21 protein-coding genes are annotated in these 26,931 nt (G+C 64.5%); 8 read left to right on the top strand and 13 right to left on the bottom strand.

Going from position 1 to position 26,931, the window contains the following annotated elements:
• The first annotated feature begins 42 nt into the window (after positions 1-42).
• The gene (parE, locus tag P0Y59_02050; protein ID WEK00499.1) at positions 43-2,022 is read left to right on the top strand and encodes a DNA topoisomerase IV subunit B; all 1,980 of its coding nucleotides are present in this window, start codon (positions 43-45) and stop codon (positions 2,020-2,022) included.
• Positions 2,023-2,139: 117 nt separating this feature from the next.
• Here parE and P0Y59_02045 read toward each other — a convergent pair whose 3' ends face one another.
• Positions 2,140-2,457 (bottom strand): UrcA family protein, encoded by a 318-nt coding sequence (locus P0Y59_02045; protein WEK00498.1) that lies wholly within the window; start codon positions 2,455-2,457, stop codon positions 2,140-2,142.
• A 144-nt stretch (positions 2,458-2,601) separates the two neighbouring features.
• Here P0Y59_02045 and P0Y59_02040 point away from each other — a divergent pair, with 144 nt between their 5' ends.
• On the top strand, positions 2,602-4,170 hold the full coding sequence (locus P0Y59_02040; protein ID WEK00497.1) for a winged helix-turn-helix domain-containing protein: 1,569 nt from the start codon (positions 2,602-2,604) through the stop codon (positions 4,168-4,170).
• A gap of 3 nt (positions 4,171-4,173) precedes the next feature.
• Here P0Y59_02040 and P0Y59_02035 read toward each other — a convergent pair whose 3' ends face one another.
• Genes P0Y59_02035 through P0Y59_02015 form a run of 5 tightly spaced genes read right to left on the bottom strand, consistent with a single transcriptional unit; the run spans position 4,174 to position 7,337 of the window.
• Positions 4,174-4,428 carry a hypothetical protein gene (locus P0Y59_02035; protein ID WEK00496.1) on the bottom strand — a complete coding sequence of 85 codons (255 nt, stop codon included), beginning with the start codon at positions 4,426-4,428 and terminating at the stop codon, positions 4,174-4,176.
• Entirely contained in the window at positions 4,425-4,952 is a 528-nt protein-coding gene (locus tag P0Y59_02030; protein ID WEK00495.1) for a GNAT family protein, read from the bottom strand. The genes P0Y59_02035 and P0Y59_02030 overlap by 4 nt, the downstream gene beginning before the upstream one ends.
• A complete protein-coding gene (locus tag P0Y59_02025) occupies positions 4,949-5,740 on the bottom strand; it encodes a LysR family transcriptional regulator (GenBank protein ID WEK00494.1) in 792 nt (263 codons plus the stop codon). The genes P0Y59_02030 and P0Y59_02025 overlap by 4 nt, the downstream gene beginning before the upstream one ends.
• Entirely contained in the window at positions 5,737-6,135 is a 399-nt protein-coding gene (gene apaG / locus P0Y59_02020) for a Co2+/Mg2+ efflux protein ApaG (protein ID WEK00493.1), read from the bottom strand. Before apaG ends, P0Y59_02025 begins: the two co-directional genes overlap by 4 nt.
• Entirely contained in the window at positions 6,132-7,337 is a 1,206-nt protein-coding gene (locus tag P0Y59_02015; protein ID WEK00492.1) for an aminotransferase class I/II-fold pyridoxal phosphate-dependent enzyme, read from the bottom strand. The genes apaG and P0Y59_02015 overlap by 4 nt, the downstream gene beginning before the upstream one ends.
• A 95-nt stretch (positions 7,338-7,432) precedes the next feature.
• Between P0Y59_02015 and P0Y59_02010 the strand changes: the two genes are divergently transcribed.
• The 4 genes from P0Y59_02010 (at position 7,433) to P0Y59_01995 (ending at position 14,043) form a co-directional block, all read left to right on the top strand.
• Positions 7,433-8,722 (top strand): glycosyltransferase family 39 protein, encoded by a 1,290-nt coding sequence (locus P0Y59_02010; protein WEK00491.1) that lies wholly within the window; start codon positions 7,433-7,435, stop codon positions 8,720-8,722.
• Positions 8,723-9,060: 338 nt separating this feature from the next.
• Positions 9,061-11,388, top strand: coding sequence for a TonB-dependent receptor (locus P0Y59_02005; protein WEK00490.1), 2,328 nt, complete (start codon positions 9,061-9,063; stop codon positions 11,386-11,388).
• Positions 11,389-11,419: 31 nt separating this feature from the next.
• Entirely contained in the window at positions 11,420-12,622 is a 1,203-nt protein-coding gene (locus tag P0Y59_02000) for a Ca2+-dependent phosphoinositide-specific phospholipase C (GenBank protein ID WEK00489.1), read from the top strand.
• A gap of 62 nt (positions 12,623-12,684) precedes the next feature.
• Complete coding sequence (locus tag P0Y59_01995; GenBank protein WEK00488.1) at positions 12,685-14,043, top strand: MFS transporter; 1,359 nt, start codon at positions 12,685-12,687, stop codon at positions 14,041-14,043.
• Here P0Y59_01995 and P0Y59_01990 read toward each other — a convergent pair.
• The 7 genes from P0Y59_01990 to P0Y59_01960 all read right to left on the bottom strand — a co-directional run bounded on the left by P0Y59_01990 (position 13,995) and on the right by P0Y59_01960 (position 22,959).
• Positions 13,995-15,188 carry a TetR family transcriptional regulator gene (locus P0Y59_01990; GenBank protein ID WEK00487.1) on the bottom strand — a complete coding sequence of 398 codons (1,194 nt, stop codon included), beginning with the start codon at positions 15,186-15,188 and terminating at the stop codon, positions 13,995-13,997. The two genes, P0Y59_01995 and P0Y59_01990, sit on opposite strands and share 49 nt — an antisense overlap.
• A 93-nt stretch (positions 15,189-15,281) precedes the next feature.
• The gene (locus tag P0Y59_01985) at positions 15,282-16,385 is read right to left on the bottom strand and encodes a glycosyltransferase family 2 protein (GenBank protein ID WEK00486.1); all 1,104 of its coding nucleotides are present in this window, start codon (positions 16,383-16,385) and stop codon (positions 15,282-15,284) included.
• The gene (leuB, locus tag P0Y59_01980) at positions 16,382-17,422 is read right to left on the bottom strand and encodes a 3-isopropylmalate dehydrogenase (protein ID WEK02471.1); all 1,041 of its coding nucleotides are present in this window, start codon (positions 17,420-17,422) and stop codon (positions 16,382-16,384) included. Before leuB ends, P0Y59_01985 begins: the two co-directional genes overlap by 4 nt.
• A gap of 118 nt (positions 17,423-17,540) precedes the next feature.
• The gene (locus tag P0Y59_01975) at positions 17,541-18,167 is read right to left on the bottom strand and encodes a recombination protein O N-terminal domain-containing protein (protein WEK00485.1); all 627 of its coding nucleotides are present in this window, start codon (positions 18,165-18,167) and stop codon (positions 17,541-17,543) included.
• 45 nt (positions 18,168-18,212) lie between these two features.
• On the bottom strand, positions 18,213-19,127 hold the full coding sequence (locus P0Y59_01970; GenBank protein WEK00484.1) for a GNAT family N-acetyltransferase: 915 nt from the start codon (positions 19,125-19,127) through the stop codon (positions 18,213-18,215).
• Positions 19,124-20,080, bottom strand: coding sequence for a polysaccharide deacetylase (locus P0Y59_01965; protein WEK00483.1), 957 nt, complete (start codon positions 20,078-20,080; stop codon positions 19,124-19,126). The genes P0Y59_01970 and P0Y59_01965 overlap by 4 nt, the downstream gene beginning before the upstream one ends.
• Positions 20,081-20,163: 83 nt before the next feature.
• Positions 20,164-22,959, bottom strand: a complete 2,796-nt coding sequence (locus P0Y59_01960) for a DUF3857 domain-containing protein (GenBank protein WEK00482.1) — start codon at positions 22,957-22,959, stop codon at positions 20,164-20,166.
• Positions 22,960-23,348: 389 nt separating this feature from the next.
• Here P0Y59_01960 and P0Y59_01955 point away from each other — a divergent pair, with 389 nt between their 5' ends.
• Positions 23,349-23,918: a DUF5681 domain-containing protein gene (locus P0Y59_01955; GenBank protein WEK00481.1), complete on the top strand. Its 570-nt coding sequence runs from the start codon at positions 23,349-23,351 to the stop codon at positions 23,916-23,918.
• Between the two features lie 449 nt (positions 23,919-24,367).
• Positions 24,368-26,779 carry an SIR2 family protein gene (locus P0Y59_01950; protein ID WEK00480.1) on the top strand — a complete coding sequence of 804 codons (2,412 nt, stop codon included), beginning with the start codon at positions 24,368-24,370 and terminating at the stop codon, positions 26,777-26,779.
• The last annotated feature ends 152 nt before the right edge of the window (positions 26,780-26,931 follow it).

The raw sequence follows: 26,931 nt of genomic DNA, 5'->3' as shown, positions 1-26,931 counted from the left end.
GGATTCTTGCGCTGGTGACTCACCGGACCCTATAGCTCTTCCATGGCCGAAGACCTTTTCGCTTCCTCATCCAAGACGACCACCGACTACGACGCCTCCTCGATCGAGGTGCTGGAGGGGCTTGAGCCTGTCCGGCGGCGGCCCGGCATGTATATCGGCGGCACCGACGAGCGAGCGCTGCATCATCTCGCAGCCGAGGTGCTCGACAATGCGATGGACGAAGCGGTTGCAGGGCATGCCACGCGGATCGAAGTATCGCTCGAACCCGGCAACAGGCTGACCATCGTCGACAACGGCCGCGGCATGCCGGTCGATCCGCACCCGAAATTTCCGGACAAGTCAGCGCTCGAAGTGATCATGTCGATGCTGCATTCGGGCGGCAAGTTCGACGGCAAGGCCTATGCTACCTCGGGCGGTCTGCACGGTGTCGGTGTCAGCGTCGTCAACGCCCTGTCGTCCGACACGACCGTCGAAGTCGCCCGCAACAAGGAACTGTTCCGCCAGCGATTCTCCCGCGGCGTCACGCTCGGTCCGCTCGAATCGCTCGGCGGCACGCCCAACCGGCGCGGCACCTCGGTCAGCTTCGTGCCGGACGACGAGATCTTCGGCCCGGAACTGCTCTTCAAGCCGGCGCGACTCTACAAGCTGGCGCGCTCCAAGGCCTATCTGTTCGCCGGCGTCGAAATCCGCTGGAAATGCGCACCCGAACTGATTTCGGACGATACGCCGCCCGAGGCGGTGTTCCAGTTCCCCGGCGGCCTTGCCGACCATCTGCGCGAGCAGATCGGTGTGCGCGAATGCGCCACCACCGATTTCTTCACCGGCAACCAGGAATTCGCCGACTCGAAGGGCCGGGTCGAATGGGCCGTCGCCTGGCCGCTGTGGAGCGACGGATCGTACAGCTGGTATTGCAACACCATCCCGACGCCAGACGGCGGCACGCACGAAGCCGGGCTGCGTGCGGCGCTGGTCAAGGGCATGCGCGCCTTCGGCGATCTGGTCGGACAGAAGAAAGCCAAGGAGATCGCGGCCGAGGATGTGATGACAGGCAGCGAGCTGATGCTCTCCGTCTTCATCCGCGAGCCGCAATTCCAGAGCCAGATCAAGGACCGACTCACATCGCCCGAGGCGGCCGTGCTGGTCGAAAAGGCGGTGCGCGACCATTTCGACCATTTCCTCAGCAACAATATGGAGCGGGGCAAGGCCCTGCTCGGCTATGTGCTGGAGCGGATGGACGAGCGCCTGCGCCGCAAGCAGGAGCGCGAGGTCAAGCGCAAGACCGCCACCTCAGCACGCAAGCTGCGCCTGCCCGGCAAGCTGACCGATTGCTCGGCCGACGATCCCAAAGGTACCGAGATTTTCATCGTCGAAGGCGATTCGGCCGGCGGCTCGGCCAAGCAGGCGCGCGACCGCAAGACCCAGGCGATCCTGCCGATCCGCGGCAAGATCCTGAACGTAGCCTCGGCAACCTCGGCCAAGATCCTCGCCAATCAGGAGATTGCCGACCTGATCCAGGCGCTCGGCTGCGGCACGCGCAAGGACTGCATTCCGGACAACCTGCGCTACGAGCGTATCGTCATCATGACCGACGCCGATGTCGACGGGGCGCATATCGCGACCTTGCTGATGACCTTCTTCTTCCAGGAGATGCCCGAGCTCGTCAGGCGCGGGCACCTCTACCTCGCCCAGCCGCCGCTCTATCGTCTGACGGCCGGCACCAAGAGCCTCTACGCGATGGACGACGCGCACCGCGCTGCGATCGAGGCGAAGGAGTTCAAGGGCAAGAAGGTCGATGTCGCGCGCTTCAAGGGCCTTGGCGAAATGAACCCGATGCAGTTGCGCGAAACGACGATGGATCCGAAAACCCGCGGCATGCTGCGCATCACCCTTCCCCAGGAATATGAAGAACGCGCGGTCGTGAAGGATCTGGTCGACCGGCTGATGGGCAACAACCCGGCGCATCGCTTCGCCTTTATCCAGGAAAACGCGGCACGGATGGACGAGGACGCGATCGACGCCTGATCTCCGACGATCCATGCCCCGCTGAAGAAAAAACCCTCCCCTTGCGGGGAGGGAGGTTCGGGAGGACGGCGCCTCAAAGGGTAAATGACCCGCCATCCTCCTTTTCGGATAAGGTAGTCAGCGCGCGGCGTAGTGCCCCGCGCTGCGTTCGCTCAGGGCGAGTTTCAGCGAGGTACCGCCCTTTGCGCGAGTTGCCTGCTCGATCGTAGCGGCAACGCATTCGTCGCGGTCGAGCCGCTCGGCGCAGAGCTTGTCCGCTGCCCTGGCGACCCGCCCGAGCATCGCCGCCCGACCTGCAGCGCTGTTCATGTCGAGCTCGCCATAATAAAGGTGATATTGGTAGTTGCCGACCTTCCAGCTTCCGCCGCCTGCATTGGCAGGGCCGAGAGCAAAGGTGGCGAAGACAGCGCTGGCGGCGATAAAGAGCTTGTGCATGATGGCTTCCGTTCGGATGGCCGCTGGCGAGACCGAGCCGCCTCGATGCCAGATACGTGACAGGAAGCAGGTCTGATCGGGAGGATGAGCAGGTGATGAGGGCCTGATCATTCGCCGATAGAATACCGATGATGGGGGAGAAGCTTGGTTTCAGCCGATCGAATCGACCTGGCACATGAGCTGGCATTTGCGCTCGGCGCTCTTTCCGTCGAGCCGGGCACGCGCGAGATCGTGGGAACAGACGGCACACGCGAAGTGGTCGAGCCCCGCGTGATGCAGGTGCTCGTCGCCCTCGCACGGGCGAAGGGAGCGACACTCTCGCGTGACGACCTGACCCGGAGCTGCTGGGACGGGCGCGTCGTCGGCGAAGATGCGATCAACCGGGTGATCTCCCGGCTGCGACGCCTTGCCGAAGGCATCGGCGGGGGCCGATTCCGCATCGAGACCGTGACCAAGGTCGGTTATCGCCTGATCGTCGAAGGCGGACGCCCTGAAAGCCTGTCGGTGCCCACAATGGAGGGGGTCCGGCCGTCGAGCCCTCGATTGCCGACGCGACGCGCGATCATCGCCGGCGCGGCAGGTGCTTCTGTCGCTGCGGCAGGCGGTATCCTGTGGTGGCGCCACGGAGCGTCCGGTGCTGCCGCGCCGGCCATCGTGGCGCCGTTCATGCAGCAGGCGAACATGGCGATGAGCCACGGCGATCCCGAAGGGATCACCCAGGCAATCGGCCTGTTTCGCCGGGCAGTCGAGATACGGCCCGATTATGCCGATGGTTGGGGCGCCCTCGCAGGCGCCTATGCGGCTGCGGCGCGAACGCGGCCCTCGGAATATATCGCCAGCATGGAAGAACGCGCCCGCGCCGCTGCCGAGCGCGCGCTTTCGCTCGACCCCGGCAATGCCTATGCCAAGGTTGCCTTGATCGCGCTCAAGCCGCGCATCGGCAACTGGCGGTCCGCCGAACAGGTGCTGAGGCAGGCAATGGCCGATCACCCGGATAGCGAAGTGTTCATGGGCACACTGTCGAGCCTCCTTTCCTCCGTGGGACGCATGACCGAGGCCGCTATCCTGTCAGATCGGATTGCCAGGATCGCGGCGCCATCGCCCGGGTTCAGCTATTCGCGCGTTCAGCTGTTGTGGGCGGCGGGGCGGCTCGAAGAGGCCGATCGCGCGATGGACGATGCCTTCGCGCTATACCCGATGCACTATGCGGTCTGGTTCACACGCTTTCAGCTGCTGACCTATACCGGCCGCGCGCGCGAGGCGATCGCCTTTGGCGAGGAACGCGGCGGACGCCCGACCGGCATTCCCGAGGGCAATTTCGACCTGGTGCTTGCCAGCGCCCGGGCCATTGCGAGCGGCGCCAGGACCGATATCGACGCCGCGATAGAGATGAACATGGCGGCGGCGCGCAGGGCAGCAGGCCAGGCGGAGAACACGATCCAGTTCGCCGGTGCGGTCGGACGGCTCGATGATGCCTTCACCCTGGCCGACGCCTATTTCTTCGGTCGCGGATTCCGGGTGGGCGATGTGCGCTTCACGGAGCAGCAGGGCGGCTATACCCGCCCCGCCGATCGCCGCACCGTCCCGCTGTTCATGCCCACCACCGGGGCGATGCGCGCCGATCCGCGTTTCGAGCGGCTCGCAACCGAAATCGGCCTGACGCGATACTGGGCCCAGTCCGGCATTCGACCGGACTATAAGAAGGCCCGCTGAGACCTAGTCCCGCATGCGTTGCTGGTGGTAACGGGTGCGCAGCGCGATCGCCGCCAGCATGTTGAGCACGCCGAGCGCCAATGCGGCCATCGGGATCGCCGACGGCATCTGCGGCGCCCATTTGCTGCGGACGATGGCCAGCACCGCGCCAAGCAGCGCAAAAGCCACACCGGTATAGCGCAGGGGTTTGGCGACGCCCTGCAGTTCGCGTCGGTACGCGGCCCGCTGAGCGGGGTCGTTCAGGTCGGGCTTGCTCATCGGGCCTTCCACTCCTCGGCCAGCAGGCCCCAGATCAGGCTGTCGCGGACACCGATATGGGTTTCCCATTCGCCGCGCAGCCGGCCTTCGAGCGTGAAGCCGAGATCCTTCAGCAGCGCATTGGACGCATCATTCTCCGGATCAGCATCCGCCATCACGCGGCGATCGCCTTCCTCCCGGAGGAGCAGATCGAGCAGCCGGGCGACTGCCTCGCGGGCATAGCCATGTCCCCAGAACCGCCGCAGAAGCAGATAACCGACCTCGGTCACGCCCTCACGGTGCGGCATGGCTGCCAGCGTGCCGATCACGTCCCCGCTCTCCCGCAGCGTGATCACCCAACCGCGCCAGTCCGTATCCTCGATACCCTTGGCAAGATAGTCGGACGTTTCCGCCAGGCTGGCATGCGGCGCGCTCGACCAGTAGCGCATGAGCGCCTCGTCCCGATACCCTTCGTGCAGGGCTTCGGCATCCTCGAGACGCTGCGGTCGCATGGCGAGCCGCTCGCTGACGAAGCTCTCGCTCACGCGGTCAGCGCGTCGACCAGCGAGCGTACCTTCTTCTGGCGCCATTGCGGCAGCGGGGCGACGATCCAATAGCCCAGCGCCGACGGTCGCGGTTCGCCGATCCGGACGACGCGGCCCGACGCCAGATCGGCCGAAGCAAGAAGCTCGGGCACCGTTGCGCGCCCCAGCCCCTGCGCGGCAGCGTCTATCGCGAGGCCCGCGTCGCCGACACGGACAAGCGAGACGTCCGGATCGTTGAGACAACCCGGCCAGGAGATGCGCGTGTCGATCCCGCCGCCAGGACGCTCCACCGTCACCATTCCTTCGGATTCGAGCGCCTCGCCCTCATGCTCCCCCGGGCCGTCGCCCCAGCGGATCGCGAGATCGAGATTCGCCTCGGTGAAATCGACATCATCATCGGCGGAGACGAGGACGAAGCGAAGCTCGCCATCGGCGCGCGCGATTTCGGCCAGACGCGGCATCAGCCATTTCTCGGTCAGGTCGCGCGGGGCGGCGATGGTCAGCGACTTCGACGTCTGCCCCGCCTGCATCGCGCGGACCGCCTCTTCGAACTGGAGGAAGCCGTGGCGGAGTGCGGCAAGGCCAGCCTCGCCCTCAGGCGTCAGTTCAAGGCCCTTGGTGGTGCGACGAAACAGCACGACGCCGAGCGTATCCTCCAGCGCCCGAATCTGCTGGCCGACCGCCGCCGGCGTGACGGCAAGCTCGTCGGCGGCGCGGGTGAAGGACAGGTGCCGCGCGGCCGCGTCGAGCACGCGCAAACCGTTGAGCGGAAGGTGCGTCCGCTTCATGCGCCCACCGCCGGCGCGAGCAGCGCGAATTTGGGGATATCGACGTCGAAGGCCGAACCGTCCTCGCCGAGCATGTGATAGGTGCCCTTCATGCTGCCCGTCGGGGTCGCGAGCGGGCAGCCGGAGACATAGTCGAAGCTGCCGCCCGGCGCGATCAGCGGCTGTTCGCCGACGACGCCCTCGCCCTCGACGGTGTGGCGCGCGCCGCGACCGTCAGTGATGATCCAGTGACGGGTGAGCAATTGCACCGCCATCGGCCCCTCATTCTCGAGCCGGACATGATAGGCCCAGAACCAGCGCCCGCGTCCCGGCTCCGACTGTTCGGGAAGGTAGCTGACCGAGACGCGCACGATGACGCCGCGCGTTTCCGCCACATTGGGGAAAAGCGCCTTCACAGCCCTACCGTCCGGAGTGCGCCATCGAGATCGTCGATCACGTCCTGCGCATCCTCCAGGCCGACATTGAGGCGAAGCATGCCTTCGCTGACGCCCATCTCAAGCCTCTTATCCTCGGCCACGCCCGAATGGGTGGTGGAGGCAGGATGAGTCATCAGCGACCGCGAATCGCCGATATTGTTCGAGATATCCACCAGGGTGAGCGCATCGAGCAGGCCATGCGCCTGCTTCCGGTCCTCGACCTCGAAGGCGAAGATCGGGCCGCACGCATCCATCTGCGTCATGGCGAGATTGTGCTGCGGATGACTGGGCAAGCCGGGATGGAGGATGCGTGGCACGCGCGTCTCAAGGAAGGCGCCGACCTTCAGGCTGTTCTCGCTCTGGCGGCGGATACGCAGGTCGAGCGTCTCCAGGCCCTTGAGCACCACCCAGGCGTTGAACGCACTGAGCGTCGGCCCGGTGTTGCGGGTGAAGGGCAACAGCGTGTTGTTGATGAAATCTTCGGTTCCGCACACGGCACCGGCAAGCACCCTGCCCTGCCCGTCCATCATCTTGGTGGCTGAATAGGCGGTCACGTCAGCGCCGAACTCCAGCGGCCGCTGCAACGCGGGCGTGGCGAAGGCATTGTCGACGACGCTGAGGATGCCGTTCTTGCGGGCAATGTCGCAGACTGCCTTCAGGTCGACCACGTCCATCGTCGGGTTAGCGGGCGTTTCAAAGAAGAACAGCTTCGTCTCAGGCCGGATCGCATCAGCGAATTGCTGCGGATCGCGCGCATCGACGATGGTCACGCCGATGCCGAATTTGGGCAGCAGCGTATCGGTAAGCCAGCGGCACGAGCCAAAGGCGGCGCGGCCCGCGACGATATGGTCGCCAGTCTGGAGCTGACAGAGCAGCACCGCCGTCATCGCCGCCATGCCGGTCGCCATCGAACGGCACGCTTCGGCACCTTCAAGCAGCGCAATGCGCTCCTCGAGCATCTGCACCGTCGGATTCTGCAGGCGGGAATAGGTCATCCCGACCTGCTCGCCCGCGAAGCGCGCTGCAGCGTCGCCCGCGCAATCATAGGCATAGCCCGAGGTCAGGAAGAGCGCTTCCGACGTCTCGCCCCATTCGGAGCGCGCGGTGCCACCGCGCACGGCTTGCGTTGCGGGGCGCCAGTGGCTGGTGATCGAGCGGTCTTGTCCGGTACGGCGTTTCATGCGGCCCGCTTTGCCGGGACGCATTGCCCTGCGTCAATGGGCGACTCTCCTCCCTTCTCTTGAAAGGAGGCAGCCGAAGTGGGAATGGCAGGGTGATGACCGCCGAGTCGCAGCCCCGCCCGTACCGCGCCGCCGCGATCATCGGCCTTCTCGCCCAATTGCTGTTCAGCTTCCGACTCACCACGCCGCACAAGCTGGTGTTCGACGAGACGCACTATGTCGCCGCCGCCAGGGTGCTGATGACGTTGAGCGGGCCATCGAACATCGAGCATCCCCTGCTTGGCAAGGAACTGATCGCGCTCGGCATGATGATCTTCGGCGACAACAGCCTTGGCTGGCGCATCATGTCGACCTTCGCCGCCACCGCGGTGGTACTTGGCATCTTCGCGATCCTGTGGATGCTGTTCGGCCGGGTGCGGACCGCGACGATCGGTGCGCTGTTCGTTTTGCTCAACATCACGGTATTCATCCAGGCGCGGATCGGCATGCTCGACGGCTTCATGGCCGCGTTCGTCGTCACGGGCATTGCCGCGCTGCTCTGGGCGATGCGCGCGCCGCCCGGCAAGACCTGGCGACGCTGGCTGCTGGGCGCCGTGCTGCTCGGCCTGGGGGTTGCGGCAAAATGGGCCGCGGCGCCGTACATCGCCTATGCAGCGGTCGCCTTCGTCGCGATCAGGCTGCGCGACGGGCATGCGCGCAAGCGATCGATCTATGCAGCACTCAACCCGGGCAACCAGACCTACTGGCCCGGCCTTCCCGTGGTACCGGCCATCCTCGCACTCGGCGTGGTGAGCGTTTCCGTCTACAGCCTGACCTTCCTGCCAGCCTTCTACTATGCGCATTTTCCGTTGACGGCGGACACCTTCGTCAAGTTCCAGATGCAGATGTACGCATCGCAGACCCAGGTCCTGCCGCCGCATACCTATCAGTCGAACTGGCCGACCTGGCCGTTGATGATCCGCCCGATCTGGTACCTGTACGAACCGGTCGATGGCGCGATGCGCGGCATTTTCTTCGTGGGCAACCCCGCGATCCTCTGGGGCGGGCTGATCGCGGTAGCGGCGTGCCTTTACGCCTGGCTACGTGACGGATCGGCCCGGATGCTGGCGGTCGCGGGGCTGTGGATCGCCTCCTATGCGATATGGATCGTGATCCCGAAGTCGATCGGCTTCTTCTATTATTACTATTTGTCGAGCATCTTCCTCGCACTGCCACTGGCTGCAGCGTTCCATCATTTCGGCACAGGCAGGTACGCGCGCTGGGACGTGCGATTCCTCGCACTGGCCTTTTGCCTGTTCGCCTATTTCTACCCGATCATCTCCGCGATGCCGTTGAGCGATCCACAAAATTTCAGATATTGGATGTGGTTTCCGACCTGGCCGTGAGGCGCGCCGGACCGCGACCAGACAGCTGAATCCTTTCGCGGAATCATTCCGGGCAACGATGATTCGGCAGCATCTTTGCGAGGCCCTTCGGCATGCAGCCCGTATTCGGCCGCGCGCGGAATCAACTACATCAGACGAACGTGCCACCGCCAGGATCGCTATCGCGCAATCGTTTTCCGGCGTGTCTCAGCGGTCCAACTCAGCACTTCGGATAACGGTACAATCGTTTTTATGAAGCAAAAACTCTGCTTACCAATTCCCATACATTCGACTTAATTCCGTAACAGCCCGTCACTAGAGGCCCTCCCCATCAACGAAGCAGATGGGGATTTTCCATGGTGACCGAGTCCAGGGCGACCGTACGATTGTTTTGCACGGCGGCGTCGGGCGCGTTTCTCGTCGCGATGCTGTCACCCGGCATTGCGAGCGCGGAAACCACGGCGGACGCTTCCGTCCCAGCGCTGGCCGATGCCGCCGCAACCCCGGCCGAAGAGACTGATGCGCTGCCCGACATCGTCGTCACTGCCCAGCGCCGCAGCGAGAACAGCCAGCGCGTGCCCGTCGCGATCCAGACGATCACCGGCGACGCGATCACCAACGCCGGCTACACCTCGGTGACCGATCTCCAATATCTGACCCCGGGCCTGCAATATGACCCGACTCAGGGCGCAGCGTTCCAGATTCGCGGCGTCGGCACCACCTCGTTCGACTTCTCCAACGCCAAGTCGGTCAGCGTCGTGGTCGACGATGTGGTGATGGACGGACAGCGGGCCAACGGCCTGATCGGCATGGTCGATATCGCCCACGTGGACATGCTGATGGGCCCGCAGGGCACGCTGTTCGGCAAGAATGCGACCTCGGGCGTGATCTCGGTCGCGACCACCCAGCCGCAACTCGGCGTCACGTCGTTCCGCGGCAGCGCAAGCTATGGCCAGTATAACGACCGGATCATCAACGCGACGGTCAACCTGCCGCTGGGCGAGATGGCGGCATTGCGCGTCTCGGCGTTCGATCAGGGCCAGGACGGCTTCGGCCGCAACGTCACGCTCAACCGGCTGGTCGGCTCGACCCATGAATATGGCGGGCGGGCGCGGCTGTTCCTTCAGCCCAGCGATGGTTTCGACGTGACCGTGTCGGGCGACTATGCGCATCATTGGGACAGCAGCGTCCGCACCCCCGTGTCGGGCCAGCCCGCCGCCGTCACTGCGATCCTGAATTCGCTTGGCGTCTATCCCGGGCCGCGCAGCGCCGATACCGCGGACAGCCAGTTCGGTGAGATCGAGACCGAGGAATGGGGCGCATCGGTGCGGGTCCATGCGAAGATCGGCAGCCACGACCTCACCTCGATCAGCGCCTATCGCTCCACCCTCTACAACAACAACACGCCCGCCGACCTGACTCCGATCGATAAATATGCCTATATTCCGTATAATTACGGCCATCTCTACACGGACAAGATTAGCCAGGAGATTCATCTCGCCTCGCCCGAGGGTGGGCTGATCACCTATCTGCTCGGTGGCTTCTACAACCGGCTCGAAGCGACCCAGACCCAGCTGCAATGGGCGACGCTTGGGGCGCCCGTTTTCACCAACGGCGTACCGATCAAGACGCTCTATGCCCTCACCGGCGCGATCGGGAAGAGTGGGAACACCTCGCTGTTCAAGTCAGTGAACGAGACCGGTGCGGTGTTCGGCCAGGTGCAGCTCAATCTGTCGAAACAGTTCCGGATCGCGCTGGGCGGACGCTACACCCACGACAATAACTCGCAGAGCCTGTCGTACATCTATACCGATCCGGCACCGATCACGGGCTTCACCCCCAATTTCGTCGCGACCAGCGCGGCGCCGGTCTATCCGTTCGGCCGGGTGAAGGGCGACAATTTCTCGTTCCGTGTCTCGCCCCAATTCCAGATCGCGCCCGAAGCGTTGATCTACGGCACCTTCACGACCGGCTACAAACCAGCCGGGATCGCTTTTGTCGGCAACAATTATGATCCGTATCTGCCGGAAACGGTGAAGGCCTGGGAATTCGGCCTCAAGTCCGAATGGTTCGGACGCCGGCTGCGGTTCAACATCGACATCTTCCGGTCGGACTTCACCAACTTCCAGGCGACCATCCTCACCAAGGTGCCGGATGGCGGCGGCGGCTTCCTCCTCGCCACCGCGATCGGCAATGCTGGCGGCCTGCGCAGCCAGGGCGTCGAGGCGTCAATCGCGCTCAAGCCGAGCCGGTCGCTCTCCCTGAGCGCGTCAGGTACCTACACCGACGCCCACTTCACCGACTATGTCTATAACGCGACCACCAACTACACGAACACGCGACTGCCCAACTCGCCCGAATGGTCGGCGACAGCGGCGGCCGATTACGACCGGGCGATCTCGTCCGACCTGCGTGTCCGCGCCCACGCCGATTATGCCTATCGCAGCAGTTATTGGACTGTGGTGGGCCAGCCATCCTACTCGTTCGTGCCTGGCTACGGCCTGGCCAATACGCGCCTGAGCTTCGCCAGTGACAAGAACGGGATCGAAGTGGGCGTCTACGCCCGCAACCTGTTCGACACCTATTTCTCGACCGGCTGGCAGATCTACGGCGCGATCGGGCTGCTCCACTACACCTCGCCCGCCGCGCGGCGGACCGTGGGTGGATTCGTCAACGTCAAATTCTGACCGCCAGCGCCTTCAGGAGAGCATGTTTCCCATGATCAGCCGTTCCCTACGCCTCGCCTCCGTGCTGGCGACCGCCACCATTGCCCTCACCGCCGCTGCCGCCGGACAGCAAAAACCCGAGGCGAGCGAGATACCCGAATCGACCCCGATCAACCGAATCCAGGTGGTCGGGACCCACAACAGCTATTCGGCCGGGGTCGATCCGCGCGTGCTCGCGCTGCTCGATCAGCGACTGCCCTCGATGGGCAAGCTGCTGACCGCGATGCCGGCGGACAAGCGCGCTGAGTTCCAGGTCGCGCATCCCAACGACGTGACTTTCTCGGAAGCGCTGAGCTATCGCCATCCGAGCCTGACCGAGCAGCTCGACCTCGGCGTGCGTGGACTCGAGATCGACGTCAACGCCGATCCCGATGGTGGCGCCTATGCCGATCCCGCCGCCTATCGCTTGCTCCGCGCACAGGGCATCACCGATCTGCTGCCGTTCGATCCCGCGCCGATGAAAGCGCCGGGAATCAAGGTGCTTCACATGGCGGATATCGACTTCCGCAGCCACTGCCCGACCTTTCGCGGCTGCCTGGCCGAGATCAAGGCCTGGTCGGACGCCCATCCCCGCCATGTCCCGATTTTCGTGATGATCGAGGCCAAGGTGCAGTCGATGCCGATCCTGCCCGGATCGTCCAAGGTGCCGCCCTTCACTGCCGCGACCTATGACGAGATCGATCGCACCATCCTCGACGTGATCGGCCGCGCCAGCCTGGTCACGCCGGACGATGTGCGTGGGAACTATCCTACGCTGGAACAGGCTGTGCTGGCGGGTCATTGGTCGACGCTGGGCCAGGCACGGGGCAAGATCATCTTCCAGCTGATCACCGCGACCGGGCATGATGGCGCGTCCGACTATCTGGCCGGGCATCCAGGGCTGAAAGGCCGGCTCGCCTTTCTCGATTCGCAACCGGGCCAGCCCTATGCCGCCTTCATCCTCGACGACAATGCGCTCGCGCGGGGTGCCCAGATCAGCGACGAGGTCCGCAAGGGCTATCTTGTGCGGTCGCGCTCGGACATCGAGACCTATGAGGCCAAGGTCAACGACATGACCCGCGCCAACGCCACCTTCGCCAGCGGCGCGCAGGTCGTGTCGACCGATTTCGAGAAGGCCGGAAACGCCTATGGTACGCCTTATGTCATCCGCTTGCCCGGCGGGAGCGTCGCGCGCGTGGCGCCGGCGGTGAAATAACCACCGGCCGCATCGCGGGGAGAGTCGCCGGGCTGTCATCACCGGGCGATAACGGCGCAGGCATGGCCTTGCCCGTTATGCCCGGTTCACGCGGCTTGCCGATGCTGCTCGGCTATAGCTGCGTCCATGTCGGCAAGAGCTTGCTCTGGGCCGGCGAAGATGCGCTCACCCTCTACATCATGGTGCGTTTCCTCGCATTGCCACCGGCGCTGGCGGGGGCGATCTTCCTCGCCAGTGCCCTGTGGAACGCGCTCTGCGACGGGCTGATCGGGGCAGCCCTGCACCGGTCGGCATGGCTGCGACGCCGGATGCCGCTGCTGTCGGTGCCCGCGATCCTGGCCAGCGCACTGGGTTTCGCGGTGCTGCCGCTGGCGGCGCAGCACTCGGCCTGGTGGGTGGCGGGATTGCTCCTGCTGTTCAGGACCGGCTTCAGCCTCGCCGACGTGCCGCATAACGGCCTCACCCGCCTGCTCGCGGGGGACGGACAGCATCTGCGGGCGGCACGGATCCGGGCGATCGGTTCGGCTGGCGCAGCCCTCGTCATCGGGTTGGTATGCGTCGCCATGCTCAACCCGAGCGACAATGCCCGATCCACGGTGGCTCTGCTTGCCGGCGGGATCGCGCTCGCCGCGCTCGTCCTGATGGCACCCCTGCCCTTCCTGCTCGCGGCCGACCGCGAAAGCCGCGACAAGCTGTCGATCGACGAAAGAGCAGGCCCCTTCGGCAATCATGCGCTCTGGATCTATTGCGGCGCCACGATGCTTGGGCTGGCCGGATTGGGTGCGACCGGAAAGGCGTTGCTCCATCTCGATTTCGTCGCCCGTGGGATCGGCCCCGCGGCCCTTCTCCTCGCAACGACGGGGCGGCTCGGCTCGATCTGGATCTGGTCGCCGGTGGCGCTGCGGATCGGCAATCGTACGGCACTGGGCCTGGCGTATGTCGCAAGCAGCGCAGCGGCGTTGCTCCTGCCCTGGCTTGCCGGTGCTGCCGGCCTTAGCGTGGTGTTCCTGCTGATACTGTTCGGAGTAGCCGGCGGCGGCGTCGCCTTGTTGAGCTGGGCAGTGCTGACCGAAACGATCGACCGCCGCCTTCCCGCCGACAGACCCGGCTTCACCGCCGCATTCGGTATGTTCACCATGTGCATGAAGGTCGCGCTTGGCCTCGCGGCCGTCCTGGTGGGTGGCTGGCTTTGGGCCAGCGACGCTAGCGTCAACGCCGATCCGGCCAAATTCTGGTCGCTCGGCCTCCTGGTCGCCCTTGCCTGCGGGCTTGCCGGCGGGATCATCACCTTGTCGAAAACCGCGAGGCGGCGACCTTCGCGTTCATTGGCGCCAGCGGCGGGACAGTCAACGCGGGCGTCGGTTCCCGCGTCTCAGCTACCGTCGCACGCCACAAAACCCGCTCGGAGTGCGGCAAGCTGATCGAGTGTGACGACATCCTGCTCGCTGCGGCCGCACGCCAGCGCGGCTAGCCCGGCCCCGACCAATATCAGCACAGCCGTCTGGCTCGCCGCGCGGTCAAGCCCCGTCACGCCACCGATCGCCTCACCGACAGCCCCATGGACGTTCTCGGCGCGGCGCCGACGCATATCGAGCGCGAACGGGATCATCGCTTGATCTCGCGCCGCCGCCAGCGCGATTGAGTGAGTCGTACGGATGACGGCCGGGCCGTACCGCCGGGCGGAATCCGGCTCTCCCGCCCCGTTCAATTCGCGCCGCATTTCGAGGATCAGTGCCTCCATGCCGGCATCGAGCAGATCGTCCCGGGTGCGAAAGTGATGCGCCACGCTCGAATTGGGAACACCGGCCTGTGCGGCGACCAGCCGGTGGGTGACGCTCGCCGCCCCCTGATCGACGATGACATCGGCAATATATCCCGCCAGCTCGGCCTTTTTCGATCCGGCGGGGAGGTCAACCGGCAAGGGCGCGGTTGCCGGACTGATGCCGCAAGCGGCGACGAGTGTTTCGAAATGCAGGGAAAGCCCATCCCCATTCCCCGCGAGCCCCGCGGCGAGCCGGCCGATCGTCGCCGCGCGCAGCAGCCGATAATCGGGGTCGTGTCCCGCCGCGATCGAGAAGGGCAGCTCATCCCGGCAATAACAAGCGATCGCCCGGCCGAACACCATCGCTCTCGCCTCGTGTCGGCGGGCCAGCGCCCGGCTCCAGAAATCCTCTTCTTCCTCTAGGAGGTTGGCAATGCCGGGATAGCCCGCCGGATCAAGTCCCGCTTCGAGCAGCAGTTCGCATCCGGTCAGGGCAGCGTCGCGCCGCACCGTCGCCGTCTGGTCGAGATAGGCCGTGATGATTGCCGCCAGGACCGCCGGCACTCCCAGGTCGAGCCCAGCCACTCGCGCCAGCCATGTCGCATGCACTGCCCGACGCTCCAGGCGCTCTTCCTCGACGAGATGAGCGATCAGCGCCCCCTTGTCGCCAATCCGGTAGTTGAGCGAGCCAAGCGAGGTTCCCGCATCCTGCGCGACCGAGCGCAGGCTCAGCCCGCGAATGCCATTCGTAGCAATTCGTGCACGGGCGGCATTCAAGAAGACAAGTGCCGATACGCCCCGCATTCATCGACTCTTGCCTGCGCAGCAGGTGAAATACAACTCGAAGAAAAGTGCATGCCAATACACTGAGGCGCGCCCGCGCTAAGGGCCCAGCCCCTAGTAACGCCCCCATGTGAATCGCGACGACAGAGCGTAGTTCCAGACCGCTCCGACCATGATCCCCGCCAGCGCCGAAAAGGCCCAGGTGTCCGACCGTGCATCGTACAGAAAGGCGGCGACACCGACATTGGCAATCGCACCGACGCCGCAAACCGCACAGAATGATACCCAGCCTTCGAACAATTGCTTCGCGCCCTTGAGGCGACCGTCACGGTAGGTCAGCGCGTTGTTGAGGAAGAAGTTGAAGGTCATCGCCACGATCGTCGCGATGATGGTCGAGACGAGAAAGCCGAACGCTAGTTCCTTGAACAACGGCCCCAGTACAAGGAAATGCACGCCCGCGCCCAGCGCGCCGATCGCAGCGAACATGGCGAAACGTACCGGCACGACACGCCCGAACATCCGATCGTAGATCGCGATGAGATATTCCATCGCGACGACGTGATCGAGCTTGCTCTCGCCTTCGGTACGCAGGCGGAAGGTATAGGGCAGTTCCACGAACTTCAGCGGGCGAGGATTGGCCGTCATGATGTCGAGCAGGATCTTGAAACCGATCGCCGACAGATGCGGCGTGGCGTCGCGCACGATCTGAGTGCGGATCATGAAGAAGCCACTCATTGGATCGTTCAGGTCGGCCTTCAGCACCTGGCGCGACAGCTTGGTCGCGAAGGCCGACTTGACGACACGGTCATGATCCCAGTCGCCAGTGCCGCCGCCCTGGACGAAGCGCGAGCCGATGACGAGATCGAGATTCTCGTCCTCCAGCAGGCGATCGAGCATTGTCGGCAGGATCGTCTCGTCGTGCTGGAGATCGCCGTCGATCACCGCGACGATCGGCGCGGCGGTGGCGCACATGCCCTCTATGCAGGCAGAGGACAGTCCGCGCCGCCCGATGCGCTGGATCACCCGGACGCGCTGGTCGAGCCGGGCGATCTGGCGCGCGACGGCGGCGGTCCCGTCCGGACTGTTGTCGTCGACGAAGATCGCCTCCCACACACGGCCCTTGAGCGCCGCGTCGAGCTTGGCGATCAGCAGCGGCACATTGCCCGCCTCGTTGAAGGTCGGAATGACGATCGCGAGATCGAGCAACGGTCCGCTCATGCAAGCGCCGCCAGCACCGCATCGGCCATGTCGCGGGTCGAGAGCGACCCGCCGAGATCGGCGGTGCGTGCGCCGTTCGCCAGCGCCGTGGCGACCGCAGCCTCGATCCGGTCGGCGGCCTCCGGCTGGTTCAGCGAGAAGCGCAGCATCATCGCCGCGGACAGGATCGCGGCCGCCGGATTGGCCTTGCCCTGCCCGGCAATGTCGGGCGCGCTGCCATGGATCGGCTCGTACAGGCCCTTGCCCGCCGCATCGAGCGCCGCAGACGGCAGCAGCCCGATCGAGCCGACGCACATGCTCGCCAGGTCGGAAAGGATGTCGCCGAAAAGATTGCCGGTGACGATCACATCGAACTGGCCTGGATCGCGGACCAGTTGCATCGCTGCATTGTCCACCAGCATGTGGCTGAGCGCGACGTCAGGATAGTGCTTCGCCGTCTCGATCACCACGTCGCGCCAGAGTTGCGACGTTTCGAGCACATTGGCCTTGTCGATCGAGCAGAGCTTCCCGCTACGCCGCTGGGCCGCCTGGAAGCCGGAATGGGCGATGCGGGAGACCTCGCTCTCGTCATAGCTCATCATGTCATAGCCTTCGCGCAGACCCGCAGACGTGGTGCGTATGGCCTTTTCGCCGAAATAGACGTCGCCGTTGAGCTCGCGGATGATCAGCAGGTCGATCCTCCGCGCGATCTCGGGGCGCAACGAGGACGCGTCCTCCAGGCCGGGGAAAAGCTTGGCGGGGCGCAGATTGGCGAACAGCGTCAGTTCCTTGCGCAGGCCGAGGATTGCCTGTTCGGGGCGCAGGCCGCGTTCGAGATTGTCGCAGGACGGATCGCCAACCGATCCGAACAGGATCGCATCAGCGCGCTTCGCGAGATCCAGCGTCTCGGGCGGCAACGGATGACCAGTGGCGTGATAGGCTGCTCCGCCAACCAGGCCTTCCTCAAAGGACAGGCCGAGATCGAGCGCCTCGAGCACGCGCCGCGCCTCCGCGGTGACTTCGGGGCCGATGCCGTCTCCGGGCAGGATTGCAATCAGGGGCAAGAGGAATCCATTCGGGCTGGGCCAGTCGAAGCTCCGCTCTTCTTCGACAGCGGGAAGGACACCCCAGGCGCGGGGCGAACGGAGTGGGCCGCCTTTGCCGCCCAGCCGAGGATCACGCAACTGCCCTTTTGAGGCGGTCGATCAGCCGCCCTCGCGCGGCGAGCGTTTCCGCACGGCGATCGGTGAGGATATCGCTCTCCAGTGCCTGGCCGGTGAGGCGGAGCGCGGCCAGGATATCCGCCCAGTCGGCCTCCCCGCCGGTGCGCAGGATATCAGGCAGGCGATCCGGCTCCAGCCCGTAGCCAAGCTCGGCGAGCAGCAGCAGTTCGTAACGGGCAAGCGCCACCGCCCAGCCACGCGCTGCGGGCGCCGCCTCGATCGCGCCGATCACGCCATCGAGCGCGGCGTGGAGGCGCGGATAGGGCTGTGCCTCGGGCAAGGCGGTTGCGGTCAGCGCGGTCACCCATTCGAGCGCGGCGGCGGGCAGCGGCTCGGCAAAGAGCGGGGCACGGCTGTGAACGAGCTCGACGGTGAGGCCGGCGAGCTGGTCCTCGGTGCGGGAGCGCCATTCGCCTAGCACGAGATTCGCCGGTTGCAGGATCGGGCGGATGTGGCGGGACCGGCCGCCGCGGACGTAGCCGGGCTGCAGGCCGTGGTCGGCGGTGAGCGCCCGCACGATCGCACCGTGTTCGCCATGCTGGCGGATCGCGAGGACCAGGGCTTCGGCGCGAAGATGCATGCCCGGGGTGTAGTCGCCCTCTTCCCGAAGGGGGAGAGGGTGAAATCAGGCGCGCCGGATCTTCTTCGCGATTTTCTGCAACCCCAGCCTCGCGACGGCATCCTTGCCGAACGCCGCGGTCCGGTCGAACGTGCCCAGCGCCATGGTCGTCAGCCGATTCGCGAGGCTCGCCCGGAGAAGGAGCATGTCGAGGCACTCGACGCCGCCGGTCGAGAACTGGCGCTTGTGCTGGCCGTCCCCTTCGGTGAAGTCGAAGCGGGTCAGCCCTATCTCCCCGAAAAGATCGCGCATCGCCTCCATCTGGAGGACCCCGCCGGGGGAAAGATCGGAAAAGGCCGGATCATGGCCGACATGATCGTAGCGGACGACACCGCTGCCGATCGAGCAATAGAGATAAGCCGCGGGTTCCCCGGCGATGTACAGCAGCCAGCCGCGCACCGAATCCGCCGCCGCGAGCTGATACATCGAGTGCAGGAAGGCCGAATCATCAGGCAGACCGTCGCCGAGCAGCTTTTCCTGATAGGTGCGTATCGAGATGCGCCGCGCGATGTCGTGGAACGCCGCCATCTCCTCCGGCGTGCGGAAGCGGCGGATATCGAGCTTGCCGCCCGAGACGGCCGCGACCTTCTTCGCCTTGCGCTTCAGGCCGGAACGCGCGTTGGACGACATGGCGTCGAGCCACGCGTCGAAGCCGATGGTCAGATCGGCATAGCGCCGCGTGTAGCGCTGCCTGACAAAGGCGATCATGCCGCCGCCGGCAAGGGCCATGGCGTCGCGACGGTCCTCCGGCAGCGAGGTGATCTGATAGCCATGCGCGCTGCGGTCGAGCGGCGGCAGCACGGGCAGCCCGCCGCCCAGCGCCTCGTCCAGCGTCAGCGGCACGCGGACCAGCTGGCGCTGGATCGAGGCGAGCGTGCGCGCGCCGACCTGGAAACGAAGCGGCATCGGCACGGCGTTCATGCGGCGCGCTCCTCGACCATGTTCGACCAGAGCTGCTCGGCCTGGCGCCAGCGGGTGCGGAGCGAGTTGGGGCCCAGCGCGGCGTCGTTGCGGCCGAGGCGCAAGGCGGGACGATCAGCGAAATGGGCGGTGGGCAGGAGATCGCTCCACTCAGCCAGCAGCGCGCACAGCGCCTCGAAGCGGCGGACATGGACTGCGTTGGCCCGCGTGCCCGAACGATTGGCGAGCTCGAAGCCATGGCTGACGATCGTCACCGCCGCATGATCCTCCATCGTGGCGTGCTCGAGCGCGGCGCGCTGCTCTCCCGCCGACAGGGCGCAGATCTGGAAGTTGCGCAACGCCCCGGGGCGATCCTCGATCAGCGTCACCGGCACCTCGATCAGCCCGTGGCGCTCGACCGGCGAGATATGGCCCGGCGGCAAGCCGATCGCGCTTGGCCAGGGATGCTCCGCGCCGTTGTGGCTGCTGTCGTACAGGAAGCCGAGCGAGGCGAGCGCGCGCAGCGTATCGTCGTTCGCGCCGTAGCTGCCGGCGCGGAACGCGATCGGGTCAGGCGCGCCGGCCGCGACGAGCAATTCGGTGGCGCCGACGATGAGGTCATATTGCTCGCTCCGCGAATAATCGACCATCTCGAACCGGCCGAAGCTGGTCCCGCCATCGCCGAGCTTCGCGCCGGTCCAGTGCGGATGGAGGTGAAGCTGCACCTCCTGGCCGGCATCGAGGATCGTCTCCACCACGCGCCGGGTCGGCTCCAGCCCGAAGATCAGCGCCGGCATCGGATCGACGAAGAAGCACGCCTTGAGCCCGTGCCGGGCGAGCATCCCGAGCTGGTAGCTGACGCCGACCCCGGCGGGCTCCATCGAGCGATCATAGATCGCCGCGCGGTCGAGCCCGTCGATATGGTGGCGCCACATCAGCTCGGTATCGACGGTAAGGAAGACGGGCGTAGGCATCGCTGGTGAGAATTAGTGGTCGCTGGTGAAAATTCTCCCAACACGGGGGCCGTTTACAAAGTAGAAACACGATTTTACGAAAATCAGGGCGCAATACCGTATTTCGCGTAGGTGCGATCGATCTGCGGCGTCATCATCCGCGCCGCGGCGATATCCCCCTCGCCCGCCCTGGCATCGCCCATCCGCTTGCGCACCACGCCGCGCATGAACATGCTGGCGGGCAGGCCCGGATCGAGATCGAGCGCGGCATTCAGATCGGCCAGCGCGTCATCGAAGCGATTCATGCGGAAATAGACCATCGCCCGGCTGTCGAGGATCGACTGGGGCGCATCGCTCAGCTCGATCGCCTTGGTGCAATCCTTGAGCGCCGTATCGAGCATCACGTTGAGCGTGCCCTTCATCCAGCAGCGCGCGTTGAGCAGCATGGGGCTGCCCGGCGTCGCCGCGATGGCGGCGTCGATCGTCGCGATCGCCCCGTCCTTGTCGCCGCTCTCCCCCAGGATCTCCGCCTTTGCCGCGATGAAACCGGGCTTGTCCTTGCCGCCCTCGTCGATCCGCTGATCGAGCAGGGTCAGCGCGCGATCCTTCTCACCATTGTCGGCGAGGAGCGACGCGAACTGGTTGATCGCGGCGCCCGAAGCCGGATCGACCTTGCGGGCGGCAGCCACATCCGCCAGCGCCTTCGCCTTGTCGCCCATTTCCTCATAAAGCCGCGCGCGAGTCAGATAGGTGTCAACGCCCGGATCGATCGCGATGGCGCGGGTCAGGTCCTCGATCGCCTGGCCGCGTTCATAGATCCGTTCAAGGAACCAGGCGCGGTTGGTATAGGGCTCCGCCTTGCCCGGCTGATCGGCGATCCCCTGCCTGTACTGCGCCAGGATCGCATCGAACCGTTTCGCCTTCTTGCCCGCCTCCACGACCTGCCAGGGCGCGGGATAGGTCGCGGGGGCCACCACGCGCAGCAGATGCTGCCGTGCCTGATCGAGCCGCTGTCGCTCGGCGGCGATATCGGCGGCGGCGATTTCGCCGCCGGTCGACAGGACGCGGTCCTCGGTGGTGATCACGCCATCGGCCAGGCTCGTGGTGCGTTCCACCTTGGTGCCGGCCAGATCGGCCGACAATGTCTGGTTGCCCTCAAGCGTGAAGCCGGTGCCGCCGTCAGGCAGGCGTATCCTGGCATGGATCACGAAATGGTGCGGATCATCCGTCGCGACCGGGATGTCGCGCCATGCCGGCCGGGTGCGATCCGGCTGGAATTTCAGCCGGGCGACCGCGCGATCGAGCGTCGAACGATAGCGCTCATTCTCCTTGTTCCAGTCGGGATAGGACACGCCCGCCGCGTTGAGCGTCGCGGTGCCGGCGACATCGTCGAAGCTGATGCTGCGCGTCATGACCGTCGGCGCGTCGAGATAGGGAGTGATGAGCTTGGTGGCCATCTCGGCAAGCTGTTCCTTGCTGGCCTGGATCGACCCCGCGCGGAACAGCTCGGCGAGCGACCCGCGTACCGTGATCGCAATCCTGAACGGCGCGGGGAAATCCACCCCCGCCGTCTCGTCAAGATCGATCTCGGCGCGCAGTTCAGGCCGGGCGTCCGGACGCATCGGCACCGGCAACAGCCCGGCGCCCGCCACCCGCACCGGGAGGACGAACCGGAAGGGCGGCGCATCATGGATATCGGCCAGCCGCGCGCCGCCGTCAGTGCCGTCGAGCCACAGGCTCTCCCCCGCGACGGTCGCACGGACGAAGACATGGTCGAAGGCGCCGGGGGTCGGAAGCCGATCCTGCAGCAGATCGCCAAGCTGGCTGCTCGCGAGCACCGGCTCGGCCTCGATCCCCAGTTCGTGGAGCAGCGCGAGCAGCAGCAGCGTCTTCGCCTTGCAATCGCCGTAGCGCAGGTTCCAGGTCTGGGCCGGCGTCTGCGGCACGTAATTGCCGTTATCCATGCCCTTGAACAGATAGCGTATCTTTTGCTGCACCAGTTCGAGCGCCAGCTCGGCCCGCTTCAGCGGATCAGTCTCGGCGGCCTTGATCCGCGCGACCTCGGCGGCGAGCGGGCTGCCCGGCGCGATCAGCCCATCAGTCGCGTAGAGCGGCGCCATCACCTGCGAGATCGCGTTCCAGCCGCCGAAGCTGGTCGCCTCGAGCATCGGCGGGCGGCGGAAGCGCGCCGGGGCATCGGCGGGCATCTCGGCCGGCTTGGGCAGCGGCAACGCGATGACCAGCTCGCGATAGCCGCCGCCGGTCGTCACCTGCGGCTGGACGGCACCGGTATTGGCCTTCCAGTGGATATCGACGTCTTGCGGCCAGACCAGCCTGGTCCGGGCGAACTGGACGCGGAAGGGCTCGGCGGGAAGCGCCGCAAAGGCCTGCACATTGCCCTTCAGCGTCGGGTCCTTCTCCGTGACTGAATAGCTCAGGTGCAGCACGTCGCCGACGCGAAGCCCCTCGACCGCCATGGTCGCGGTGAGCGTGCCGTTGAGCATGCGCTGTTCGAGCTGTTCCTCACGGCGCAGCACCGAGAAACGATCCCCGGTGGCGAGCAGATCGATATGCTCAGTGCCGCGGATGATCTCCGCGCGGTGGATGATCAGGTCCCCCTTGTCGGGCGACCAGGGGAGCTTGACCGTGCCGAGCGTGTCGAGGAGCTGAGTCGAGCCGACGCGGGCGGCCGTTTCCATATAGCCGGTGACCTCGCCGTCCTTCAGACGCTGCTGGTTGTCGAGGATCAGGAAGACGGGTGAATCGTCCCTGACCGTGGCGGGGTCGATCGGCGGCGCTGGCTTCACCCAATCCGGCACCGGCGCGTACAGCGGCTTGTCCCCGGCATGAGCGACAGAGCCGGCCGCGAGCAGCGAGGCGAAGAAAATTGGCCGATACATGATGTTACCCCTTGTCCTGCGCGACTCTAGCGCGGCGCGCCGGGGCGACAAGCAGGCGCGCAGAGGATTTTTGGTACGCGAACGATGCGGAAATGGCGGGTAATCCACCCGGGGACGCGGCGGATCGCCGGGGCGCGTGCCGGCGGATTTTCCGACTTTGTTTTTTCTTCCGCTGTTATGTTGGATTTCCGCCGCGGAATAAGCCCGTGATTTCAAGGACAAGATGCCCGCTTTCCCTGTTACGCCATAACAGCGGAAAACCGGGTCGATATCCGGCGAAATGTTCCGCTGCGCGCGGCAAATCAGCGCCGGAATCGCCCCCGCTTGATTCAACTGTTCGCCGGAATCGGGTCTTGAAGGGACGGGATAATCCATAGCGAGTGCGTGACATGGCTGAACGGCGGGTTGAATCGAGCGACGGGACGGAGAAGGCGGCGGATGGGGATGTGACGGAGGCCACCGGCGCCGAGCCGGCCGCCTATGAGGTCGGGAAAGGCAAGCCACCGGTGGGCCGGCGCTTCGCCAAAGGGCGATCGGGCAATCCCCGAGGCAGACCGAAGCTGCGCGGCGGCACGGGCAAGCCGGGCGATCGCCTGATCGGATCGGACCAGCCGACGCGCATGATGATCCTGGAGGAAGCGTATCGGACGATCACCGTGCGGGACGGCGAGGAGGAAGTGGAGATCGCCGCCAACCGGGCGGTGTTCCGCGCGATGATGGAGCGCGCGCTGAAGGGCAGCAGGATCGCGCAGCGCAAATGGATCGAGATGGTCGAGCAAGCCGAGTCCCAGCAGAAGCGCGACCAGCAGGTGCTGTACAACACGCTGGAACTGCCGACGCGCAAGTTCGTGGACCGGCCCGGCTGGGGCAAGGCGCCGGACATGAAATGGTCGGACGAGATCGTGTACGATCCGAATATCGGGCGGACGGTTATACGGCGGGCGGAGGAGGAGGAGTGATTCGTTGAGTGATCGGGCTTCGGCGCACCCGTTTCGATTCCGGGTCGGCGCGAAGGGCCGTGCCGCCCCATTTTCAGCAGGTAGCAGAGCATCGGGACAGCGCCTTGATGCCTGCTGTTCGGCTTTGCGTGCCTTTGTCGCCGTTCGACCTGATTTCGCGTGGTCTTAACAGCTGGCGTTCGCCGACCGAAACATGATCTCGAACGACCGACTTTGGGACGAAGCTGTCCTTCACAAGGCTGACGGCGAAGGTCGGCTTTCGGCGCGAGCGGACCGCTACACGAAACGCGCTTCTTTGTTCAGCGAGCGACTTAATTCGTCCGCTGCAAGACGGTGCAGTCCCTCCTGATCACCGTGGCCGTCAGGGTGACCGTTGACTGCCGGAATCGCGCTAGCGCCCATGCGGCAATGGCCATAAGAAAAGCGCAATCGCTTGAAAAAGGCCTGGGATGTCGGAAACCAATTCACTTCAGCTTTCGCTGCCGGACGATTTTCGGTTCGAAGAAACGGTCCTTTTCGTCGGGTCTGGCTTCTCGAGCCTCGCAACGGCGATTAACGGCAAGCGCCTGCCGCTCGGAAGCCAACTCGACGGCCGCCTTGCGGAGGCGCTCGGCCTGCAACCCGGCAAGTACGACGGCAAGACCCTGGCCGAGATCGCGAACAGAAGGCCTGAATTCGACGTAGATCAGTTCCTATCTGAAAATCTCACCGTCGACGTAGTCGATGACCAGCAGATCGGGGTCGTTAATCATCCATGGTATCGGATATTCACCACCAACTTTGACAATTGCATCGAGCAAATTCTGTCGGGCCCGAACGGATCGCCGGACATCTACTCGTTCACCGACCCGCTGCCAAACAAGATCAAGCCCACGTCCATCATTCACCTGCACGGCTATATCGGACGCGTTACGAAATCAAATGCGCATACGGAGATAATCTATGCGTTGAAATCATATGCAAATCTGCATAGTGAGCGCCCAGAGTGGTTGACAGAGTTCAACCGCAATCTCGCCCAATGTCGAAATGTCGTTTTTGTCGGATACTCCCTTGGATACGACGATCACATTCGGGATATTATAACGAAAACGACCGATATATCCGACAAGACCTTTTTCTTTGTTGGAGGAGAGCATGACGAGATCCAAAATGAGGTCCTTGGCCAATACGGTAAGGTATCTTGGAGCGGGACCGAGGGACTCTCTAGCTTCATCAAGGGCGCTATGGGGCGCGGCAGCGCGACTGTCGATCCCAATCGGCTTCTTGCCTTCGATCTCTTTAACCCTGTGCGTGACAAGCAGGCGTATTCGCCTACTACCTATGGCGAAGTTCAGAATCTTCTTGCTTTCGGCAAATTCAACAGAAACCGATTCTATAGAGACAGTGGTGACGGCCAGTATCTTATCTTCCGAAGCAAGCTGATCTACGAAGCGGAGGATGTTCTCCGTTCAGGAAACTCAGTCCTTGCCCATTCCTACCTCGGGAACGGCAAGACGATGTTTTTGGAGACACTGTGCTCCAAGCTTCAGTCGGAGGGATGGAACTGCTTCATATTAAGAAACGAGGCGCTAAGTATATTGGACGAGGCGCGATTTATCGACAAGATGCAAAAATCTGTGATTGTGATCGATGACTACACAGTCGCCCGTGAGGTTGTACCGGCACTTCGAAGGGAATTGGCCAACACTTTGTTTGTGTTGACGATCCGAACGGGGACGCTCGACTACAGGATGTATGAGATCGGTCGCGTTTTTGGAGATCGCTTAGCCACGCTCGATCTCAACAAAATAACCAAGCCGGAGTTTAACAAGTTTCAGGATTGGTCCCGCCGAGCCGGCGTCGTCTCTCAGAACACTGACGCGACATTCGGGCGCCTATTGGAGATTCGAGAGATTATTCTCGACAAGTTTAGAAACAGCAAGATTCTCACCGATCGTGTCGAGGCGCTGGTGAGCGCGATCAAAGCCAATCACCGAGCCTACAATGCCCTCATCGTTCTCATGATCTTCCGAAGTATTGGAGAGAGCGCGCAGAGCGATTTCATTGCGTTTCGCGTCCTCTCTTACGATCCGCAGCCGGAACTTGCGAAATATCAGGAGCTTTGGGGCGAATTTAAGAGCCGGAACGACCTATCCGAAAGCGTCGAGTCCGGCCTATTCTCAGAATTCGTCCTCTCGAATTTCTGCGAACCCGACGAACTCATGCGCGTGGTTGAGCAAATCATCGCCGCGATCGCGCCGATCCGGAGTGACAAGACCAGGTTCGACGCCGTGTTCGCGAAGTGTCTCAACTTCGGTGCCCTTTATCGACTTTGCGGAGCCGATCCCAGCGCGATCGACGCGATACTCGCTGGCTATGAAAGGCTACGCCACAACCGACTGGTGGAATCGGAGCCGCTGTTTTGGCTCCAGGTGGCCATTGCCAATTCCGCGCGAGGGCAGTTCCGGGCGGCATGGACCCTTATCAACGCAGCCTACGAGCGCGTTAACTCAGAATTTGAACCCTACCATATCGACACTAAAGCTCTGGAGGTCCTCTTTCGGCTGGGCGCCGACGAGCGGGAACAGTTCGGCACGCACGAATTCGAGGGTTTGGACCGGGCCCTGGAGAGCTGCGCCTCCATGGTCACCAAAGATCGCAATCGCGGGGACGTGCTTAGAGCCCTATCCTATGCCAACGCCTTCTTCGCGACCCGCGCATCTGAAATGCACGGAGCCTACAAAGTCAGGATGGCGTTCTTCCTCGCGTCTGTCAGCGCCCACCTCCGCGATCTCCCGCCGACGATGAAGGCCCGTCAGGGGACGGAGGCCTTGAAGCGCAGCATCGACAAGTCCGTCGCCATGCTCGTCAGCAGCACCTAACGCAATTTGCGGGCTCAACGCCCGGGAGCTTGGCCTCGCTCGCGCCACGAACGAAAAGCGGACTTTCATCGGGGAGGTCCGCCGCTGACATCTCAGCGGCCTGACGCGTCAGACGATCAGCGTGGCGCTCGTCGCGTCATCGACCATTCCCG

It is taken from the genome of Candidatus Sphingomonas phytovorans, assembly GCA_029202385.1.
GTDB classification, from domain to species: domain Bacteria; phylum Pseudomonadota; class Alphaproteobacteria; order Sphingomonadales; family Sphingomonadaceae; genus Sphingomonas; species Sphingomonas phytovorans.
Note: the sequence above shows the minus strand (reverse complement) of the source record. Positions and strands in the feature narration are given on the sequence as shown.

Excerpts from the sequence above, each read along its gene's own strand:
- parE (WEK00499.1), top strand. The coding sequence starts at position 43 with ATGGCCGAAGACCTTTTCGCTTCCTCATCCAAGACGACCACCGACTAC.
- P0Y59_02045 (WEK00498.1), bottom strand. The coding sequence starts at position 2,457 with ATGCACAAGCTCTTTATCGCCGCCAGCGCTGTCTTCGCCACCTTTGCT.
- P0Y59_02035 (WEK00496.1), bottom strand. The coding sequence starts at position 4,428 with ATGAGCAAGCCCGACCTGAACGACCCCGCTCAGCGGGCCGCGTACCGA.
- P0Y59_02025 (WEK00494.1), bottom strand. The coding sequence starts at position 5,740 with ATGAAGCGGACGCACCTTCCGCTCAACGGTTTGCGCGTGCTCGACGCG.
- P0Y59_02015 (WEK00492.1), bottom strand. The coding sequence starts at position 7,337 with ATGAAACGCCGTACCGGACAAGACCGCTCGATCACCAGCCACTGGCGC.
- P0Y59_02010 (WEK00491.1), top strand. The coding sequence starts at position 7,433 with ATGACCGCCGAGTCGCAGCCCCGCCCGTACCGCGCCGCCGCGATCATC.
- P0Y59_02000 (WEK00489.1), top strand. The coding sequence starts at position 11,420 with ATGATCAGCCGTTCCCTACGCCTCGCCTCCGTGCTGGCGACCGCCACC.
- P0Y59_01995 (WEK00488.1), top strand. The coding sequence starts at position 12,685 with ATGGCCTTGCCCGTTATGCCCGGTTCACGCGGCTTGCCGATGCTGCTC.
- P0Y59_01990 (WEK00487.1), bottom strand. The coding sequence starts at position 15,188 with ATGCGGGGCGTATCGGCACTTGTCTTCTTGAATGCCGCCCGTGCACGA.
- P0Y59_01985 (WEK00486.1), bottom strand. The coding sequence starts at position 16,385 with ATGAGCGGACCGTTGCTCGATCTCGCGATCGTCATTCCGACCTTCAAC.
- P0Y59_01975 (WEK00485.1), bottom strand. The coding sequence starts at position 18,167 with ATGCATCTTCGCGCCGAAGCCCTGGTCCTCGCGATCCGCCAGCATGGC.
- P0Y59_01970 (WEK00484.1), bottom strand. The coding sequence starts at position 19,127 with ATGAACGCCGTGCCGATGCCGCTTCGTTTCCAGGTCGGCGCGCGCACG.
- P0Y59_01965 (WEK00483.1), bottom strand. The coding sequence starts at position 20,080 with ATGCCTACGCCCGTCTTCCTTACCGTCGATACCGAGCTGATGTGGCGC.
- P0Y59_01960 (WEK00482.1), bottom strand. The coding sequence starts at position 22,959 with ATGTATCGGCCAATTTTCTTCGCCTCGCTGCTCGCGGCCGGCTCTGTC.
- P0Y59_01955 (WEK00481.1), top strand. The coding sequence starts at position 23,349 with ATGGCTGAACGGCGGGTTGAATCGAGCGACGGGACGGAGAAGGCGGCG.
- P0Y59_01950 (WEK00480.1), top strand. The coding sequence starts at position 24,368 with ATGTCGGAAACCAATTCACTTCAGCTTTCGCTGCCGGACGATTTTCGG.